The following is an 18,793-nucleotide window of genomic DNA, read 5'->3' as shown; positions in this document are numbered from 1 at the left end:
ATAATTACAAATATGTAACTTTAGAGAAGGTGGATATCAAATGAGTATTCGCAAGAAAATGCTATTTGCGTTTGGGACTGTTATTGTACTTTATCTCGTAGCGCTAAGTTACCAAAATTACAAATCTTTAATCCAAAATGAAAAGTTAGAAGAGATACGAAAAGTTCAGTTTACCTCCTCGCTGAAAGCACAGGAGATGCAGGAGAGTCTGATGGAATACCAGGTTCAAATGATGCTTCCAGCAATCGGATATGCGTCTAAAGAATCCGTTGAAGAAGCAAGTGCACAATTGTTAGCAAAGTTCAAGCAAGCTTTGCAAGAGTATTCTGCATTGAATCCATCCGAAAAAAATGAAGTAGATCAGATTCAGGAAGCATACTCCAGTTACATTGACCAAGGTCAATTGGAGGGGGGACAGAAACTAAACGAATTAATCCTTGGATTAAAATCCAAAAGTGTGATTGATGTGAATTCCAATATTCATACCTTGATCACGTCCAACAAAAATGCATTTTGGCAGTCCGTCACATATCAGTTATTCGTGACTTTACTTGTTATCGTCATCTCACTGCTACTCGCGCGTTCCATTATTAAGCCTACGGAACGTCTCGTTAAAGGAACGGAACGGATTCATAATGGAGATTTAAGCCAGTCATTTCAATCAAGCGCTTCAGATGAGATTGGCAAACTTGCAAATATGTTTGAAGTCATGCGAACCGGTCTTACAGGCTTCATTCGTTCAGCCCAGGATAATTCAAATGTGGTTGTACATACAAGCCAGCTTCTAATAAACAATTTGGAGAATTCTTCCAGTTCAATGAGGAAAATCGCTCAGTCGGCAACTGCCGTTTCAGACGGAGCGCTTGTACAACTTCAGTCAGCAGAAGAAACGGTGCGAGCCATAGATGAAGTAGCCCGGGGCATTGCTCTGATCAGTGAGTCAAATAATGAAGCTACAGAATGTTCATCTATGACTGAACAACAAGCTCGAAAGGGAGAGGAACTTTTACAGAACGTTAAGCTCCGCATTGACCTCTTTAATCGCACGATGGATGAAATAGAAAGCTCTGTTGCAAAAATGAATCAGCATTCCTTTACTATTCAAGAAATCGTTCAACTTATAGCGACAGTTGCTCGTCAAACGGAATTGCTCGCTCTTAACGCAGGTATAGAGGCTGCAAGAAGCGGGGAACAAGGAAGAGGCTTTTCCGTTGTTGCAAGTGAAATTCGTTCACTGGCAGATCAAACCCGTCAATCGTTAAGTAACATATTCGATACGATCAGCCACATTCAGGAAGATACGGTTTCAGCAAGCACTAGCGTAGCTCAAGGAAAAAAAGAGTTGGCACAAACGATAAATGCAGTAGAACAAGCAGGTCAAGCATTCGAAATGATTCTTGAATCTGCCAAAGACGTTGCCAGTCAGATGCAAGAGATCTCTTCTGCTTCTGAGCAGTTATCCGCAAGTTCCGAGGAGGTCAGCGCTTCAATGCAGCATTTAGCTTCTATTGCCAAACAAGCGCATACAGAAAGCACAACGATGGTTCAGGCCGTTGAACATCAGATGGTCATTGCAGAAGAAATACAGCATTTTTCCGATAACATCCGAGGTTCCGCTTTTAATATGAGAGATCAAATATCCAGTTACAAAACCTGATATATATGAGGATGAGGGCATAAATAGAAAATGAAAAGAATCGGGAGAGTTGATACTACATTCGAACTGTTGCATTCAGTTAAACCAATCATTTAGATTACGTTATTCCATATTTGTTATGCGTTATATCCCTCCCATCATAGAGTTATTAAAATAAAGATATAAGATAGAGGGCTCATTCGAGCGCTAAACCAACCAGATACCGGAGGGAAACAGCATGGGAACCATAGTAAACAAACAACCCATCGTAACCGAGAACGTTAAGCCCAATCAACCTGAACGAGAAATCCCGACACGCAGATTACTTGGAGACTCCATGGGTCAATTTGGTCTTAACATCTCCAGCGGCTTGCTTGGCTTAATTACGTATTATTATACCGATGTAGTCGGTGTATCCGCTGCAATTGTCGGTACAGTACTACTGTTAACTAAAATATTGGATGCGTTTGCAGACGTAGGAATGGGAGTGCTTGTGGACCGCACCAAGTCGAAATACGGGCAGGCTCGTCCATGGCTTCGCTGGATGACCATCCCTTTGTTCGTCTCGCTGCTGCTCGTGTTTTCTGTTCCCGACATCAGTCCAACAGGAAAAATTATTTATGCTGTCGTGACCAATCTTATTTTTTATCTTTTTGTGTATACACCAACATCTATTCCTTATTCAAGCCTAATGGCACTAACGACACGTAACAACTATGAACGTTCATTGATGGGGATTTTCCGCTCCGCAGGAGGATATTTGTCCGGTATGATTGTTGCCATTGCTTTCATTCCCGTGGTAACAGCTATGGGGGGAGGAAGAAAGGAATGGACGATCTTAGCCGGTGTATTTGCTGCCGTTGCTGCCATCGGTATATTCGTTGCCTTTTTATCCAACAAAGAAAAGTATAATAATGTTCAATTGGATGAACTTGGTTTTTTTCAGGATAAAGTTCCGCTGTCACAAGGCCTTAAAATGTTGTTTGCAAATAAGTACTGGGTTCAAATCCTCATCGTGATGACAGTTGTAAATGTATTGTTTGCTCTTAACGTAGCCGCAGGAAGCTATTTTGCCAAATACATTTGGGGAAATGTCAGCCTGGTTGGTTTGATGGGGGCAATCGGTTTGATACCCGTTATTATCGGGTTTTCACTCTCCGGACCTTTCATCAAACGTTTTGGGAAACGGAATACAGCCTTGGGCGGCATTATTATAGCGTTAATCGCGGCTGTGATCAGACTGATCTCACCGGAAAGCATTATTCTGGGACTGGTCTGCTCCATTTTTCAGGCTCTTGGCACGATTCCGCTTATGGCCGTGGGTACAGCTCTGACGACGGATACGATCGAATACGGGGAATGGAAGTTCAATAAACGTCTGGTTGGATTGACCAATAGTGTTATCGCATTTGGTTCCAAAGTAGGAACAGCAGTTGGAACCGCTATGATCGGTTGGCTGCTTGCATTAGGAGGATATGTCGAGCAGGCTGCTACACAGGGAGCAGGAGCTAAACAAGCGATTATTGCCCTGAACATTTACGTTCCTATTTTCATTTTGCTTATTCTTGCTGTGGCCTTGTATAAATATAAGCTTGATAAAGAATATCCTAAGATCATTCAAGAATTGGATGCCCGAAAACAAGCCTGATTCATTAGAAAAAGAAGCTCTCCCATAAGGGAAAGCTTCTTTTGTTGTAAACCGTTTTAAATACATTCAAATTAGAAGTTAAACTCTACTGACTCAAGATATTTAATGCAATATTAGGATTATTTATTCTGACGCACACCATGGCTGCTCTGCTGCCTGAAGTGAGCAGGTGTAATATTTAAGGATTTTTTGAATACGGTCTGGAAGTGACTTTGGCTGGAAAAACAAAGATAGTTGCTAATTTCACTAATGGGTTTGTTCGTATAAACAAGCAAATTCTGAGCTTCCTTTAGCTTGCAATCCATAATAAATTGATGCAGGCTTTTACCGATCTTTTTTTTGAAAGTAGTTGAGAGGTAGGTACGACTGTAACCGAAATGTTTTGCCACGTGATCAACGGTCAAATTCTGATGCACATTATTAAAAATATATTGAATCAGACTTCGCATGCTTACGTCATTTTCTGTATCGTACCTTGCGGCTTGGACCCTCCTGGCTAAATTAAACAATGCTTCTTTCATAAAATTTTGAATGGATTCAGGAGTCGATAATTGTTCAATCTCTTGGAGATAGAGGTCGGATAACTGAAAAGCAACTTCTGTGTCTAATTGACCTCGAATGGCGGCTCGTGTAGCCAGTGCAATCGCAACGATAGACGTATTTTTCGTCTGACGAATAGTGTTGCCAGCGGTCATACCCTCATGGACCATAAATGGCTGTTCCAAAAATTGTTTAAGGCCAACCTCATTACCGTTCTCAATGTAATAACACATCCGGTTTTCAATCTCGTAGGAATTGTTAAAATATAAGTTTTCTTTATTCTCGTAAATTCGTTTTGTTTGCTCGTTGTTAATTTCCTTCATTGAATTCTTTTGAAGTAAGTCCAAGTAACTCATCTCTTGGCCGTTCACAAAATAATGAATGGTCACAAGATGATTTAGAAATTGCTGCAGCGGCATTGGTATGATCTGCTTTAGAAAACTTTCGAAGTTTGCTTCATCTTGACCGGAAACGACAAAGGCTTTTTTAGCGATACGCAGTGTGTCTTTCAAATAAGGTGTTTGACTGACGGGTCCGACAAGAATGACATGGCCCGGAAGGGAGCTAACTTTGATCGCACCATAATAAGCAAAGAAGGAAGTAGACAAATATGTAACCTCTTCGTGTGAAAGCAAAAGCTCAGAGAGATACTCAAGTGGCGGATGAGTTAATTCACTCTGAGCAGGATGACTAAATTTATGGTGCTGATGGTTATACAAATACGTCGGAATCAATGTAGATTGGTATAGAAATTTCAATGTTTTTTGTAAGCTCTTCAACAAAATTTCCTCCAGTATAAACGAATGAATGGAGTGCCAGCATTCTAATTATTCATATCAAAATAGCAAACTCGTCCGAGACAGTCAATATATTTTAAGAACAAATCTGAAATTTTAAGTACAGATATGAAAGATAGCACTTCCATAATGGAATACAATAAATCTTAACTAATGCATCCGGAGCGAAGGGAGAAAAATCATGCAGACCGTTGATGAACTGATTCAACGTATGACGGTAGAAGAAAAAGCGGCTTTAATGGCTGGTGTGGATTTTTGGAAAACAAATCCAATCCCGAGATTGTCCATACCATCTATATATATGACGGATGGGCCTTGCGGCTTACGCAAACAAGGAGAGAAGGCAGACCATCTCGGTCTAAACAACAGTGAGGAAACAACATCTTTTCCCACAGGAGTTACGCTTGCTGCCAGCTGGAACCCGGACAATATTCGTAAGATGGGTGCAGCTATAGCGAAGGAGTGTCACCATTTCGGGGTTAATATTCTCCTTGGTCCTGCTGTTAACATTAAAAGAAATCCCAAGTGCGGCAGAAACTTCGAATATTTCTCTGAAGACCCTTACCTCTCGGGAATTCTTGGCTGCGCTTTTGTCGAGAGTGTTCAAAATGAAGGGATTGGAGTCTCACTGAAACATTTCGCTGTAAATAACAACGAAAATTATCGTTTCATGGGAGATTCTGTGTTGGATGAGCGTGCATTACATGAGATCTATCTCAGAGCATTTGAGCGAATTGTCAAAAACACAAAGCCAGTAACTGTGATGAGTGCATACAACAAGATTAATGGTGTCTTCTGCTCTGAAAATCACAGACTATTGACTGAAATTCTAAGAGAAGAATGGGGTTTTGATGGTGCGGTGATCAGTGACTGGGGTGCTGTATCTGATCGGGTAGATGGCATTAAGGCAGGAATGGATCTGGAGATGCCAGGTGATTGCGAATATTTTAGAAAGTCAATTATAGATGCAGTTGATAGTGGTGAATTACCGATTTCTTCGCTGGATCAGTCGGTGAGCAATATTTTGAATCTGATTCGGCGTACACACGATATTCAGTACAGCCTTGCTTTTGACAGAGAAAAACATCATAACCTGTCAGGTGAAATCGCAGCCGATAGTGCTGTTCTTATGAAAAACGATGGCATCCTGCCATTAGATCCATTGCAAAACTATGTTGTCATTGGTGAATTGTTTGAGAAGATGCGTTTTCAGGGGGCCGGAAGCTCTTTGATCAACCCGAGCAAGCTTACTTCGCCAAAAACTGCTTTTGATCAACGCGGCATCCGCTACGATTATGCAAGTGGCTACAGAGAGTCCGAGTTTGAATCAGAACCGGAATATGTTAGTTCAGCTATGGCAAAGGCACAGTCGGCTGATGTTGTCTTATTCTTCGCAGGACAAACCGATTATACAGAAAGTGAAGGCTATGACCGGGAGTCGATGACATTACCTGATAATCAACTTGCTCTCCTGCGCAAGCTGGTCCAGCTGAACAAAAAAATTGTTCTTGTATTATTTGGGGGTTCACCTGTCGAATTGCCTTTTGAAGATGAGGTTCATGCAATTTTGAACATGTACTTGCCTGGTCAAGCGGGGGGTGAAGCTGCGGCTCAACTCCTTTTCGGAGAAAAAAGTCCTTCCGGAAAGCTCGCTGAGACATGGATGAACAGTTATACAGACGTACCCTTTGGTGAACAGTTTGTGCAGCAGAAGTCAGAGCTTTACAAGGAATCCATCTATGTAGGCTACCGCTATTATGATTTTTTGCAAGGAAAAGGTGTACGCTATCCGTTTGGTCATGGACTTAGTTATACACAGTTTGCTTATGAATCGCTGCAAGTCCAGCAAGATTCAGAAACCTTCATAGTCACATGTGAAATCTCGAATACCGGGCACATAGAGGGCGGAGAAATCGTACAGGTATATGTTGCAAACCCAACCTCAGATGTGTTTAAGCCTGCCAAGGAACTTCGTGCTTTTGGCAAAGTATATTTGAAGCCTGGTGAAAAAAAGCAAGTGAACATGAGCTTTACTCTAAATGATCTCGCTTACTATCATGTGGACCGGAAAGAGTGGGTTGTAGAAAATGGGGATTATCAGGTCTTGGTTGCTGCTTCCGCAGCAGATATTCGCTTGTCAGCCAGCATTTCTATCACCAGCCAGCCTGACATTGCAAGCCCGTATTCTCGCGAAAAATTAAAGCATTACTTTTCTCCCCATTTGTTATCCCAAGTGAGCATGGAAGAATTTGAAATTCTACTTGGCAGGAAAGTAACAGAATCATCGAACAAACAATTAACGAAATATACTCTGGATTCCAGATTGGATGAATTGCGGGAATCCTTTATAGGAAATTTATTTTATACATCGGTTATCGGTATTGGCAAAAAACAGTTTAAGCGATCACAAAAGATGCCTGAAGGTCCCGAGCGGGACATGGAGCGCAAAAATGGCATGTTTCTGATGAAAATGATGCCGAACAACAGCATTCGTTCCATGTCGGTATCGAGTACAGGCCGTTTTGGCTACCATATCGCAGCCGGGCTGATTGACATACTGAATGGTCAGATCATGCAAGGCATCAAACGAATGCTTCGAAAAGAACGTTTGTCCCCTCTTCCGAAAGACCAGAAGTGACTATATCTTAAATCACGAACATACAGGAGGAAACAACATGAGTCAGACCATGATCAGCAAAAAACGTGTTTTTATTACTGGTGCATCCGGTGGCATGGGACAGGAAAGCCTGAAAAGAATGATCAAAGACAGCCATCTGTATGACATTGTTACGTTGTGTCTGGATACGGAAAAGGATCGCAAGGCCCTGGAGCCTTATCAAGAGTTGAACGAAGTAACGATAAAGTATGGAGACATACTGGACTATGAAAAAGTGCTTGAATGTGTCAAAGATGTAGATTTGATTCTGCACATTGCTGCATTTGTGTCACCTGCTGCAGATTATTTTCCCAAGAAAGCTATGCAAATTAATTATGGTGCCGTCAAAAATCTGGTGAGTGCTATATACGAACATGGCCAAGAGGACCATACCAAGCTGGTATTTATCGGAACCATCGCAGAGACCGGTGATCGCATGCCACCTATCCATTGGGGGCGAGTAGGTGATCCCCTTAAACCAAGCATGTTTGACTATTATGCCGTTTCTAAAATTGCAGCCGAGCGTCTTGTGATTGAATCCGGGCTCAAATACTGGGTAAGCCTGCGCCAAACCGGAATTATGGGACCCGCCATGAGTAAAATTATGGATGCGATTATGTTTCACAACTGTCTGGACAACGTCCTGGAGTATGTATCCGACCGTGACTCTGGCAGAATGATGGAGAATTTGTGCAATTATGAGTTTACAGGCAAGCTGCCAGAGGATTTCTGGTGTCATGTTTACAATATAGGAGGCGGAGAATCCTGCCGTGTCAGTACCTTTGAGATGTACCAAAAACTCTACGGGGCAATTGGTTTCAAAAACCTTGACCATGTGATTAATCCGAAATGGTATGCCACTCGTAATTTTCACGGACAGTACTACCTCGATTCGGACAAGCTAAACGATTATTTGCATTTCCGTCAGGACGGTATGGATTATTTTTATCGTTGTTACCTTGAAAATCTGGGTTCTCAGGCAACCGCGGCGAAAATTCTGTGTAAACTGCCGTTTGGCGAACGAATCATGGGAACTGTCATGAAAAAAATATTTGAAAAACCGGCCCGAACGGAACATGGCACATTGCGGTTCATCGAAGAGAATGTGGAAGACCACATTGATGCGTATTGGGGCAGTAAAGAGGCATGGAACAGCATCCCTGATAAATTAAGCGAGTTCCAGCATTTCAAAGACTGGAACACCGTAGTTCATATTGATCATGGATACGATGACACCAAACCTGAGAGGGATCTCGGAATTAATGATGTAAAGTCGGCCGCTGCATTTCGGGGAGGACAATGCTTGTCCTCAGAGATGGAAAAAGGAAACTGGAGAAATAAATTGAGTTTTACATGTGCATTTGGACATACATTCCAAGCCAGTCCGAAACTGGTGCTGCATGCGGGTCATTGGTGCCCTGAATGTGAACGTGAGAGTTGGAATTATGCTGAACGTGCAAAAATAGATCCATTTTTTGCTCAAGTATGGACTCCGTTACATGCTCCGAATGAGACCAGAGTTTATAAAAAAATAGTTTCCGAGCTGGATGTATAATATTTTGACAAGGCAGGAGAGGCCATAATGTTAATGCTATCTTCCATAAAGATCAACGGATTGGAATTCGGCTGTATTACAGATCATGCACCCATGATTTCGTTTGCACTTTCTTCAGATCGAGCTGGAGAAAAGTTGCAAGAAGCCATCATTGAAGTTGGTGACTGGCGTGTGACCACCACAGATCAGATTAACAATCTTTACACCGGGCCGCTAAAACCGCATACGGAATATCATGTCAGGATCATAGCAACCGGAACCAGTGGAGAACAGGCAGAGCATTTTGCTTTATTCAAGACAGGCAGAATGGGTACAAAATGGTCTGCTCAATGGATTACCGATATGTCCTACGATTTCCCTAAAAAGGTTTCTCCTGTACCTATGACGTTTCGCCGTAACTTTGAACTCACGCAGACGGTGACAAGGGCGTGGATAAACGTAACGGCACTGGGGGTATATGAACTTGCTCTGAATGGTGAAAAGGTGGGAGAAGATTACTTTGCTCCAGGGTTTACTTCATATGATCATCAGATCCAGTACCAGACCTATGATGTTACACATCAACTGAAATCATCAAACGCAGTCACAGCTGTAGTAGCAGGGGGATGGGCTGTCGGTTCATTTAATTATGTTCGCAAAAATAAAATTAGTGCTGATCGTCAAGCATTATTGCTGGAATTGTACATTGAGTATACAGACGGTACATCAGATTTAATCGTTACCGATCCAACGTGGGAAGTTACTCTGCATGGAAACTATCGTATGGCAGAATGGTATGACGGTGAACATTATGATGCCGCTATTGATTTGGACCTTGTTCGATGGAAGCCGGTAGATATAACCCGCCCTCGCAAAAATCCGGAACTATTAGCGCAGTATGGTTTGCCCGTGCGTGTACAGGAAGAATTGAAACCGGTATCCCGCACAGTAGCACCGAGTGGTGAAATCATCTATGATTTTGGTCAAAACTTTGCAGGCGTAATCACAGCCAAAATTGTAGGAAAACACAATCAAAAGATTGTGTTCCGACACGCTGAAGTATTGGTAGAACAGGAACTCTTCGTAAAATCTTTACGTACCGCGAAGGCTGCTGCGACATATGTTTGTCTGGAAGGAGAGCAAACGTATTCACCTCGGTTGACTTATATGGGGTTTCGTTATGTGGGTTTGACCGGGATAGATCCGGACCAGATTGAACTGTCGGCTTACGTGTTGCATTCTGATTTCAAGGAGATTGGTCATTTTTCATGTTCCAATCCACTGTTAACACAGCTTCAGAGTAACATTCGATGGGGTGGGCGCTCCAACTTTGTTGATATTCCAACAGACTGTCCGCAACGGGATGAACGTCAGGGATGGACAGGGGATATTGCTGTTTTTGCTTCAACAGCTTGTTTTAACTTTGACATGAGCCGATTCTTTGATAAATGGTTGATGGATATGCGTGCAGAACAATCCAAAGGTGGCGGATTTCCTATGGTTATTCCCCGAGGTGGAGATCACTGGCCTGCAATGGCTAATTCATGTTGGGGAGACAGCAGTATTCTGGTCCCTTGGGCTGAATACTTGGCACGCGGCAATAAACAGGTTCTTGAAAAACAATATGATTCCATGAAGAAATTTCTAAAAGCAGCGAAATGGTGGTCTTCTTTCCTAGCCGTCTCGCCTGCAGATCGTTATGTTTGGCGTTTCCCGTTCCATTTTGGCGACTGGGCTGCACCGGAAGGAGATGCCAAAGCATGGATTAAAAAAGGGAAATGGGTAGGCACCGCTTATTTCGCTAACTCGTGTGGCATTATGGCAAAGATTGCTTCCATTCTAGGGCACACCGAAGATGTATCCTATTACTACGATTTAAGAAAAAAAATTATTACCGCGTACCGGAAGGTATTTACTGATAAACAGGGGAATATGAAAGAAGAATTTCAGACGGCCTATGTGCTCCCCCTTCATTTTGGTATGACGGAAGGTGAGGAAACAAAGCAAATGGTGAATAATTTGACTCGATTAATTCACGAAGCTGGAAATCACCTTACAACAGGCTTTACCGGAACCCCTTATCTGCTATTTGCCCTCTCTGACAATGGACAGCTTGACGCTGCATATGAACTGCTGTTACAGGAGGAATGTCCATCCTGGCTATACGAGGTGAAGGCTGGAGGGACAACGATCTGGGAACGCTGGGATGCACTCAGACCTGATGGAACTGTAAATATTGAGGAACTAAGCGGCAATAAGTCAGCAGAAGAATCGAATGGAGGAATGGTTTCCTTTAATCATTACGCGAATGGAGCTGTGGGCGATTGGCTTTATAAAAGGCTGGCAGGTCTGGAGCCCACCAGCGGCGGATATCAGACTTTCCGAGTCGCTCCTATGATTGGCGGAGGTATTACATGGGCTAAAGCCTCTACAGTTACACCTTACGGCCTGGCAAGTGTAGACTGGAAACGGGATGAACATCTATTCCATGTTGAGGTTACAGTTCCCGTTTCTACAACATGCTCTTTGCACATGCCCAATGGAGAGATACACATTTTGACGAGTGGACAGCACAGCTTTCAATGCTCCTTGAGTACAAACGCTCTTTCCAAAAATAGTTATAAAGAGCAGCCTGTCGTACATTAGGTTGGCCCATAGAACGATATACGTAATGAAGTCGCCGGTATGGCGGCTTTTTTACGATAAGCATTTTCAACTATAAGTTAAGAAAACGCTATTCATCCTTTGTATTGCATTATATCCTGCAGACTTGTATGCGCTTACAATAAATCCAGCAATACTATTCTACATCAGACATGAGGAGGTCTCAAATGGAGTTGGCAGCCCCAAAAAAGGACAAAATGAAAATCAATAGACGAGGAGATCGCTGGCAGCTCTACCTAATGTTAAGCCCCGCCGTACTATTGGTTCTTGTATTTGTTTACATGCCCCTGGGCGGACTAGTCATGGCGTTTCAGGATTACAAACCTTATCTGGGGATAACGGGATCCGAATGGGTAGGCATGGAACATTTCAAATTTCTATTTGAATATCCAGACAGCGTGCAAGTCATCTGGAATACACTTCGGATCGCGGTGTTAAAACTGGTTTTTGGTTTTATTTCGACGATGGGCTTTGCACTGCTGATTAATGAAGTCCGCCGCAAAGTATTAAGAAGTACCGTTCAGACATTTGTTTTTCTCCCACACTTTCTTTCATGGGTTGTTCTAGGCGGCATTTTTATTGAGCTTCTTAACCCGGACAGCGGTCTTGTTAATCAGGCACTGCAGGCATTAGGATTCAACCCCATCTTCTTTCTAGGTGATAACAATTGGTTTCTGTTTACAGTGGTATCGAGTGAAGTGTGGAAAGAGTTTGGATATGGTTCCATCATTTTCCTCGCGGCCATAGTTGGAATCAATCCAGCACTGTATGAAGCAGCTCAGATTGATGGAGCAGGCAAATGGAAACAAATGCTGCATATCACTTTACCATCTCTAATTCCAACGATAGCTGTGGTACTAACACTTTCACTCAGTCAAATACTGAATGCAGGCTTTGATCAAATATTTAATTTATATAACCCTCTGGTATATGAAAAAGGTGATATCATCGATACTTTTGTTTATCGGATCGGTCTGATTGATGGCAACTACAGCTTCTCTACTGCAATCGGTTTATTCAAGTCCATCGTCAGTCTGATTTTAATTCTGGGTGCATACCGGATTGCCTACAAAGTAGCTGACTATAAAATTTTCTAAGGTGGGATCTTATGCAAGTGATGTCTACGCCTCAGCGCTGGTTTCAGACATTTAATAATGTACTCATGATATTACTGGCACTAATTTGTGTTATACCGTTGCTTCATGTTGTTGCGATATCGCTAAGTTCAACAGAAGCCGTTATGGCAAACAGAGTTACTTTTTTTCCGATCGATATCACCTTTAACTCCTATCTGAAAGCACTTGAGAATCCCGCTTTCCTGCCAGCGATATGGATTTCAATACAGCGTACTGTGTTAAGTCTGGTGCTTGGACTTATGATCAACTGTATGGCAGCTTATGTGTTATCCAAAGGCAGCGGGAGAGACGGCATTGCTGGGTACAAACTGTTTGTAGGCCTGTTTGTAGTTGCCATGTTGTTTAATGGCGGTCTGATTCCTACCTATCTGCTCGTCACCAAAATTGGCTTGTATAATTCCATCTGGGCACTTGTGCTTCCAGGTTTGGTCAATGTCTTTTATCTCGTTCTCATCATGAACTTCTTCAAAGCATTACCGAAGGAGATCGAAGAATCTGCTTTTATGGACGGAGCCAATCACTGGCAGGTATTTTTCAACATGTTTCTGCCGCTATCCTTGCCTGTCCTTGCAACCGTAGGACTATTTATGGTGGTGAACGACTGGAATGAATGGTTTGCGGGCTCCATTTATATGAGGGGAGACAATGTACCACTCAGTACGCTCCTCAAATCTCTAATTGCTGTACCGGTTGTCGATGCCAGCAATGTGAATGACATTGCGAAAATTAACAATCGTTCTATTCGGGCAGCTCAGGTCTTAATTGGGGCTATACCGATTTTGCTCATCTATCCTGTGCTTCAAAAGTTTTTCACAGCCGGGATCGTTATCGGTGCGGTAAAAGAATAATTTACTTGGGGGAAAGAGCATGAAAAAACAAAGAAAAATGATGTGGGGATGTCTGCTTCTTGCGATGAGCTTTAGTCTGTTAGCTGCATGCAGCAATAAAGAAGAGACTGCCAAATCGAATGAGCCAGCGAAAGAAATTAAAATTGTGAATGGAAAAATCGAGCCTGCGGTATCGGTAACAATGGTGAGAAGCGAGGACCCTACAGTCAAATTCAAAAATGGTGAAAACTATATGGACAATGTTCATACCCGCTGGGCCAAAGATACGCTCGGCGTAGAAATGAAAACGTTATGGACATCCTCTGCGGTAGATTACGACACTAAGTTGAAGCTAATGTTGTCTTCCGGGGACAAGATACCTGATTTATTCGTCGCTAACTCAAGCCAATCCAACACGATTAACACTTTTATTGACTCAGGAAAATTGCTTGACGTAACAGAAGCATTCGACAAATACGCATCGGATACCTGGAAAGCCGCTCTCGCGGAGGAACCCACCGCTTGGTATCCTTTCATGAAAGATGGCAAAAAATTTGCCATACCGGTACTTCGGCCTACAGCTGGAACACAGTCTGTACTTTGGATCAGACAGGATTGGCTGGATGAGTTAAACCTTAAAGCGCCAACGACATTGGATGAGCTCGAGAAGGTGATGGATGCTTTTGTGAATCAAGATCCAGACGGCAATGGAAAAAAGGACACGTTAGCTCTGGAACTCGCGATGAAAGATCAAGTAGTCGGCTCACCTATGGGTGATACTTCATGGTTCTTTGGAATGTTTGGAGCCATACCGGAACGCTGGTATCCAGACACAGATGGTAACCTCAAGTATGGATCCATTCAACCAGAGGTCAAGTCAGGTTTGAGCAAGCTCAATGAGTGGATGAACAAGGGATACATTGCGAGTGACATTGCTCTGCACGATTTTAATAAAGTAGCCGAGAACGTTGCCTCCGGAAAAGTGGGTATGCTGGGCGGAGAAAACTGGATGATGGTTTATCCGGGATCGATGCTGCTGGTATCCAATCCCAATGCGATTTATAATCCATATCCGATTCCTAAGGGAGCAGATGGAAAAAACATGCGAACAATCGCGGATCCATACACGAGTGCGATCCTGATCAATAAGGATATTTCAGAAGAAGCTCTACAGGCGTTTTTCCATTATCAAAATGCGTTGTACGAGGCATATAACTCAGATGATCCATTGCTATTCAAGGGTTTTCAGGATGGATACGATTATGTGATTGAGAATGGCAAAGCGGTTATGGATGAGAGTAAAATTACAGGTGGCAAAGTTTCAACGATGAAATACACGATTACGGGCTCGGACGCCGTGTATCCTTCCAAACGGTTGGAAGCCAATGTTAAAATGGCTAAAAACGAAACATTGAGTAATCAAGAGTTAGCTGCACTGGCACCAACAGGTATTCTTGGCAATGACACATCAAATCCTTTGGAGGCCTTTTCTTCAAAAGCTTTGCTGGTTGCCATGGATCAAAGTGATATCGATGTACCAGAGTATTTCCAAGGTCCTTCTACCAAAACGATGCTTTCCAGGCAGGAATTATTAACCAAAATGCAGATCGACTCCTATATTGAAATTATTTATGGCAAAAAGCCCGTCGATGAATTCGATTCATTTGTCGCAAAGTGGAAATCATCTGGAGGAGATAAAATTATTAAGGAAGTGAATGAGTGGTATGACACGGTGAAGCAATAATAAGCCAGAGAAAAGGCACTTGGATTAAAACAATCCAGGTGCCTTTGTTTTGATGCGAATTATTGGTTAAACGGAGGAGAATCCATGCGGTCAATTTCATAGCTCAATCCATGTTTTCACTTGGTTGTGGTTCAAGAGACCAATGCAGCTGGACGCGCAGACCACCAAGCGGGCTTTGCTCAAACTCGAGATGTGAACGGACAGGATCATGTATTCTTAGGCGTTCCGAAATGTTCCAGAGCGCACATCCCAACGTATCGATCGGAGGTTTTGCAATCCTGGCCTTAAGTGCAAGGATATCATCCGTACTCATTCCTTTTCCGTCATCATCTATCCTGATACAGAGCCCATGCTCAATACGTTTTATTGAGATCCGTATGAGGCCAGAATCACGCTTTTTTTCAATACCATGAATGATGCTGTTTTCCACCAAAGGCTGAATGAGCAGTTTCGGAATCGGCACAGTCTTTAATTCCTCCGGAATTTCAATCTCATAGGAGAGCCGATCCATACGTAAGCTCTGAATTTTAAGATAGTTGCGTATGATCCCCATCTCTTTTTCCAGGGTTGTCATAGGTTCGTCCAATCGCGTCGTATACCTGAAATATTCAGCCAGATTTTGTGTCATGGCTGTCACCGCTTCCTCATTGCCCAATCGCGTCATATTGTTGATAAAGAAAAGGCAATTATACAGAAAATGAGGATTAATCTGAGCCTGCAGCTGCTTTAACACGGCTTCCCTTGCTACAATTTTCTCTTTATACACTTTTTCAATCAGATCCTCGATTTGCCCAGCCATATCATTAAATTGTCCATATAAAAAATCAAACTCGTTACTGCTCTCCCGCTGTATTCGATAAGAGAAGTCTCCATGCTTCAAAAGTCGAACACCTTTCAACAAAGCGAGGATTGGAATCTGAACTTTACGGAAGAGAACCACAATGATTGTAGTTCCTGCTATAAACAGCATGATACAAGAAGCATAGAACCAGAACTGACTGAAACGAATAGGTTGTAAAGCTCTATCAAGCGGCATGAAGTCAATTAAATACCATCCAAGTTGGTGAGAATATACATAATTCACGATATATTTTTCACCTTTTACGGACACGGTTTCAGAACCGGAAGTTGGTTGAAGATGAGCTGCGATCTCCTTTACAATATTAGATGTTACCGGATTGGCCTGCTTACGTGTGATGGAATTCCCGTTAGTATTATAAAATACAGACTCATTCTCTCCCTGATGGGAGTTCTCAACAATATCTTCAAGGTTACTTCGAGGGAACTCGAGTCGAATAATAGTCTGAGGAATCACTTTATATTTGTAGTATTTATCTGAGGCTTCATCGTAATGCCATCCTGAATTCTTGGAGTTAAAAACAGGAGCTTTCATGCCCATCTCGGAAGAAATAATCCATTGTTTCAAAAGTGTTGAATAGATTGAGATTTTGTTGTTCCATCCTTCTGACAAACTTTGCAGATTAACTTTTGTAGCGATATTCTGAATTAATTGTACCTGCTCGTAGGAGCTCATCACGTCAACAGAACGTAACAAAGCAATGGAGTTGTCTGTTTCCATCGAGATGGATAACATGTTTAACCGGTCCAGGCTTTGATCCAGCGAATTCACTACAAATTGCACACGATTGAGATTATTCGTTTTAATATCCTTCTGCACCGTATCCAGACTGGATTGAACCGAAAAGGTATACATGATAAGAACGGCAACAAGCATAATAAACGTAATTGCTACCATACTCAGAAATGTTCTGTATTTCTCTCTCAATCTGAAATCCCCCTGCCAAGAACTAAATTCACCTAATTGTAGGCTTCTCACTTCTTAATTACAACCCATTTAACTTACATATGGAAGTAAGGTTAAGAATGAATTATGTAATGTTGAAAAAGCGTTATTTAGACTCAATCACTGGCACAATATGATGATAATGAAGGAGCTTAATTTGTATGAACTGGAAACCAATTTATCTTTCTCTTTCATTCTTATGGCTGATCCTGCTCATTGCAGGATGTACTCCTAAGACGCCACAACTTGAGCCCGATAAATCGGCAGTTGTGCTGACAACAGTCAAAATGAATGAACCGACCACCGTCTATAAAAACAGCGAAAATGTTGCAGATAATGTACACATCCGCTGGGCTTATAACACACTCGGTGTAAAAATTCGTACAAAATGGAGTGCTCCAGCTGAAGACTATGATATGAAGCTTCGGCTAATGCTATCTTCCGATGACGTATTACCTGATGTTTTTACGTCGAATGTGATGGATACGGTCAACACGTTTATGCTTTCAGGAAAACTCCTGGATGCAGGAGAAGCCTGGGAGCGTTATGCTTCGCCCACATGGAAAGCAGCAATGGCAGAAGTGCCAGAAGCCTGGAAACCTTTTGAGATCAATGGAAAGCGTATGGCTATTCCGATCATTACGGAGCAAGCATCACAGTCCGTTCTCTGGATTCGCAAGGACTGGCTGGAGCACTTGAATCTCAAAGCTCCTAACAATTTGAACGAACTGGAAACGGTCATGAATGCCTTTACTTATGATGACCCGGACGGAAATGGCATTCAAGACACGTACGGTATTGATTTTGCAATTAAAGACCAGTACGTCGTCTCACCGATAGGGGATATCTCATGGGTATTCGGTGCATATGGAGCGATCGCGAGTATATGGAGCAAAAATGAAAAAGGCCAACTCGTGTATGGAAGTGTCCAGCCTCAGATTAAACAGGCGCTTGCGACATTAAAATCATGGAAAAGGAAAGGTTACATTGGTAATAACCTAGCACTTCAAGACTTTAGCCAAGTGAATCAGAACATCATTGATGGAAAAGTAGGTATGGTTGCTGGCCCCCGATGGTTTGGTGACTATCCTTTCCAACAACTAAAAGCCAAGGACTCGTCAGCCGAGTTTGTACCTTATCCAATTCCCGTTGGAATGGACGGAACCGTAGCTCGCTTAAAAGGAAACTCATACAGTGGAGCTTTGATGATAAGCCGGCATATCTCAGAAGAAGCTTTACAGGCATTCTTCAAGTATCAGAACTATTTATACGAAGCTACAATAACCGATGATCCTTTGTATCTTAGCGCTTATCAAAACGGGTACGATTATGTAATCAACTCGGATGGATCCGTAAATAGCAACAGCAAGGACATTCCTGGAGGAAAAGTAAGCACGTATAAGTACACCCTTATGGGACAATATGCGAGTTATCCTTCCCGAATCAAAGCAGCATCACTGAAAATGGGCCAAGGTAAAACTCTCAATTCCCATGATCGCGCTATATTACTAAGTATGGGGATCGACCCCAAGGATGAAACACAATTTCCTGCCATGCAGGCAGATGCTGTGGAGAATCAACAGAGGCACATTGATCGCAGTAATCTGTTTCAAGGCCCTCCGACCAAAACAATGCAAGCTCGAAACACCTATTTGCAAAAAATTGAAATCGAAACCTTCAACTCGATTATTTATGGAGAGGAGCCACTTGCTGCGTTTGATGAGTTTGTACAAAAGTGGATGAATTCCGGCGGGAGACAAATTACAAAAGAAGTAAACGAGTGGTATCAATCCACGGGAGACTAGAT

The 18,793-nt window shown here is 42.5% G+C and carries 11 protein-coding genes; 9 read left to right on the top strand and 2 right to left on the bottom strand.

The window, feature by feature from the left end:
• Positions 1-40 precede the first annotated feature (40 nt).
• Both J2T16_RS02545 and J2T16_RS02540 read left to right on the top strand, forming a co-directional pair.
• Positions 41-1,657, top strand: a complete 1,617-nt coding sequence (locus J2T16_RS02545; RefSeq protein WP_445645194.1) for a methyl-accepting chemotaxis protein — start codon at positions 41-43, stop codon at positions 1,655-1,657.
• A 217-nt stretch (positions 1,658-1,874) separates the two neighbouring features.
• Positions 1,875-3,284, top strand: coding sequence for an MFS transporter (locus tag J2T16_RS02540; protein ID WP_445645193.1), 1,410 nt, complete (start codon positions 1,875-1,877; stop codon positions 3,282-3,284).
• A 119-nt stretch (positions 3,285-3,403) separates the two neighbouring features.
• On the opposite strand, the gene J2T16_RS02535 is transcribed toward J2T16_RS02540, so the two are convergent.
• Entirely contained in the window at positions 3,404-4,603 is a 1,200-nt protein-coding gene (locus J2T16_RS02535) for a helix-turn-helix domain-containing protein (protein ID WP_445645192.1), read from the bottom strand.
• A gap of 199 nt (positions 4,604-4,802) precedes the next feature.
• On the opposite strand from J2T16_RS02535, the gene J2T16_RS02530 reads away from it, so the two are divergent.
• The 6 genes from J2T16_RS02530 to J2T16_RS02505 all read left to right on the top strand — a co-directional run bounded on the left by J2T16_RS02530 (position 4,803) and on the right by J2T16_RS02505 (position 15,182).
• The gene (locus J2T16_RS02530) at positions 4,803-7,259 is read left to right on the top strand and encodes a glycoside hydrolase family 3 C-terminal domain-containing protein (protein WP_445645191.1); all 2,457 of its coding nucleotides are present in this window, start codon (positions 4,803-4,805) and stop codon (positions 7,257-7,259) included.
• Positions 7,260-7,296: 37 nt separating this feature from the next.
• Complete coding sequence (locus J2T16_RS02525) at positions 7,297-8,832, top strand: NAD-dependent epimerase/dehydratase family protein (RefSeq protein WP_445645190.1); 1,536 nt, start codon at positions 7,297-7,299, stop codon at positions 8,830-8,832.
• A 27-nt stretch (positions 8,833-8,859) separates the two neighbouring features.
• Positions 8,860-11,457, top strand: a complete 2,598-nt coding sequence (locus J2T16_RS02520; RefSeq protein ID WP_445645189.1) for an alpha-L-rhamnosidase — start codon at positions 8,860-8,862, stop codon at positions 11,455-11,457.
• Between the two features lie 185 nt (positions 11,458-11,642).
• Positions 11,643-12,572: an ABC transporter permease gene (locus J2T16_RS02515; protein ID WP_441930183.1), complete on the top strand. Its 930-nt coding sequence runs from the start codon at positions 11,643-11,645 to the stop codon at positions 12,570-12,572.
• Between the two features lie 11 nt (positions 12,573-12,583).
• Positions 12,584-13,459 (top strand): carbohydrate ABC transporter permease, encoded by an 876-nt coding sequence (locus tag J2T16_RS02510; protein ID WP_445645188.1) that lies wholly within the window; start codon positions 12,584-12,586, stop codon positions 13,457-13,459.
• A gap of 19 nt (positions 13,460-13,478) precedes the next feature.
• Positions 13,479-15,182, top strand: a complete 1,704-nt coding sequence (locus tag J2T16_RS02505; protein ID WP_499017707.1) for a type 2 periplasmic-binding domain-containing protein — start codon at positions 13,479-13,481, stop codon at positions 15,180-15,182.
• A 103-nt stretch (positions 15,183-15,285) separates the two neighbouring features.
• On the opposite strand, the gene J2T16_RS02500 is transcribed toward J2T16_RS02505, so the two are convergent.
• On the bottom strand, positions 15,286-16,968 hold the full coding sequence (locus tag J2T16_RS02500) for a sensor histidine kinase family protein (protein WP_445645186.1): 1,683 nt from the start codon (positions 16,966-16,968) through the stop codon (positions 15,286-15,288).
• Positions 16,969-17,147: 179 nt separating this feature from the next.
• On the opposite strand from J2T16_RS02500, the gene J2T16_RS02495 reads away from it, so the two are divergent.
• A complete protein-coding gene (locus J2T16_RS02495) occupies positions 17,148-18,791 on the top strand; it encodes a type 2 periplasmic-binding domain-containing protein (protein WP_445645185.1) in 1,644 nt (547 codons plus the stop codon).
• The last annotated feature ends 2 nt before the right edge of the window (positions 18,792-18,793 follow it).

It is taken from the genome of Paenibacillus intestini, from assembly GCF_030803945.1.
In the GTDB taxonomy this organism is placed as follows: domain Bacteria; phylum Bacillota; class Bacilli; order Paenibacillales; family Paenibacillaceae; genus Paenibacillus; species Paenibacillus polysaccharolyticus.
This window is presented reverse-complemented; position numbering and strand designations above follow the sequence as displayed.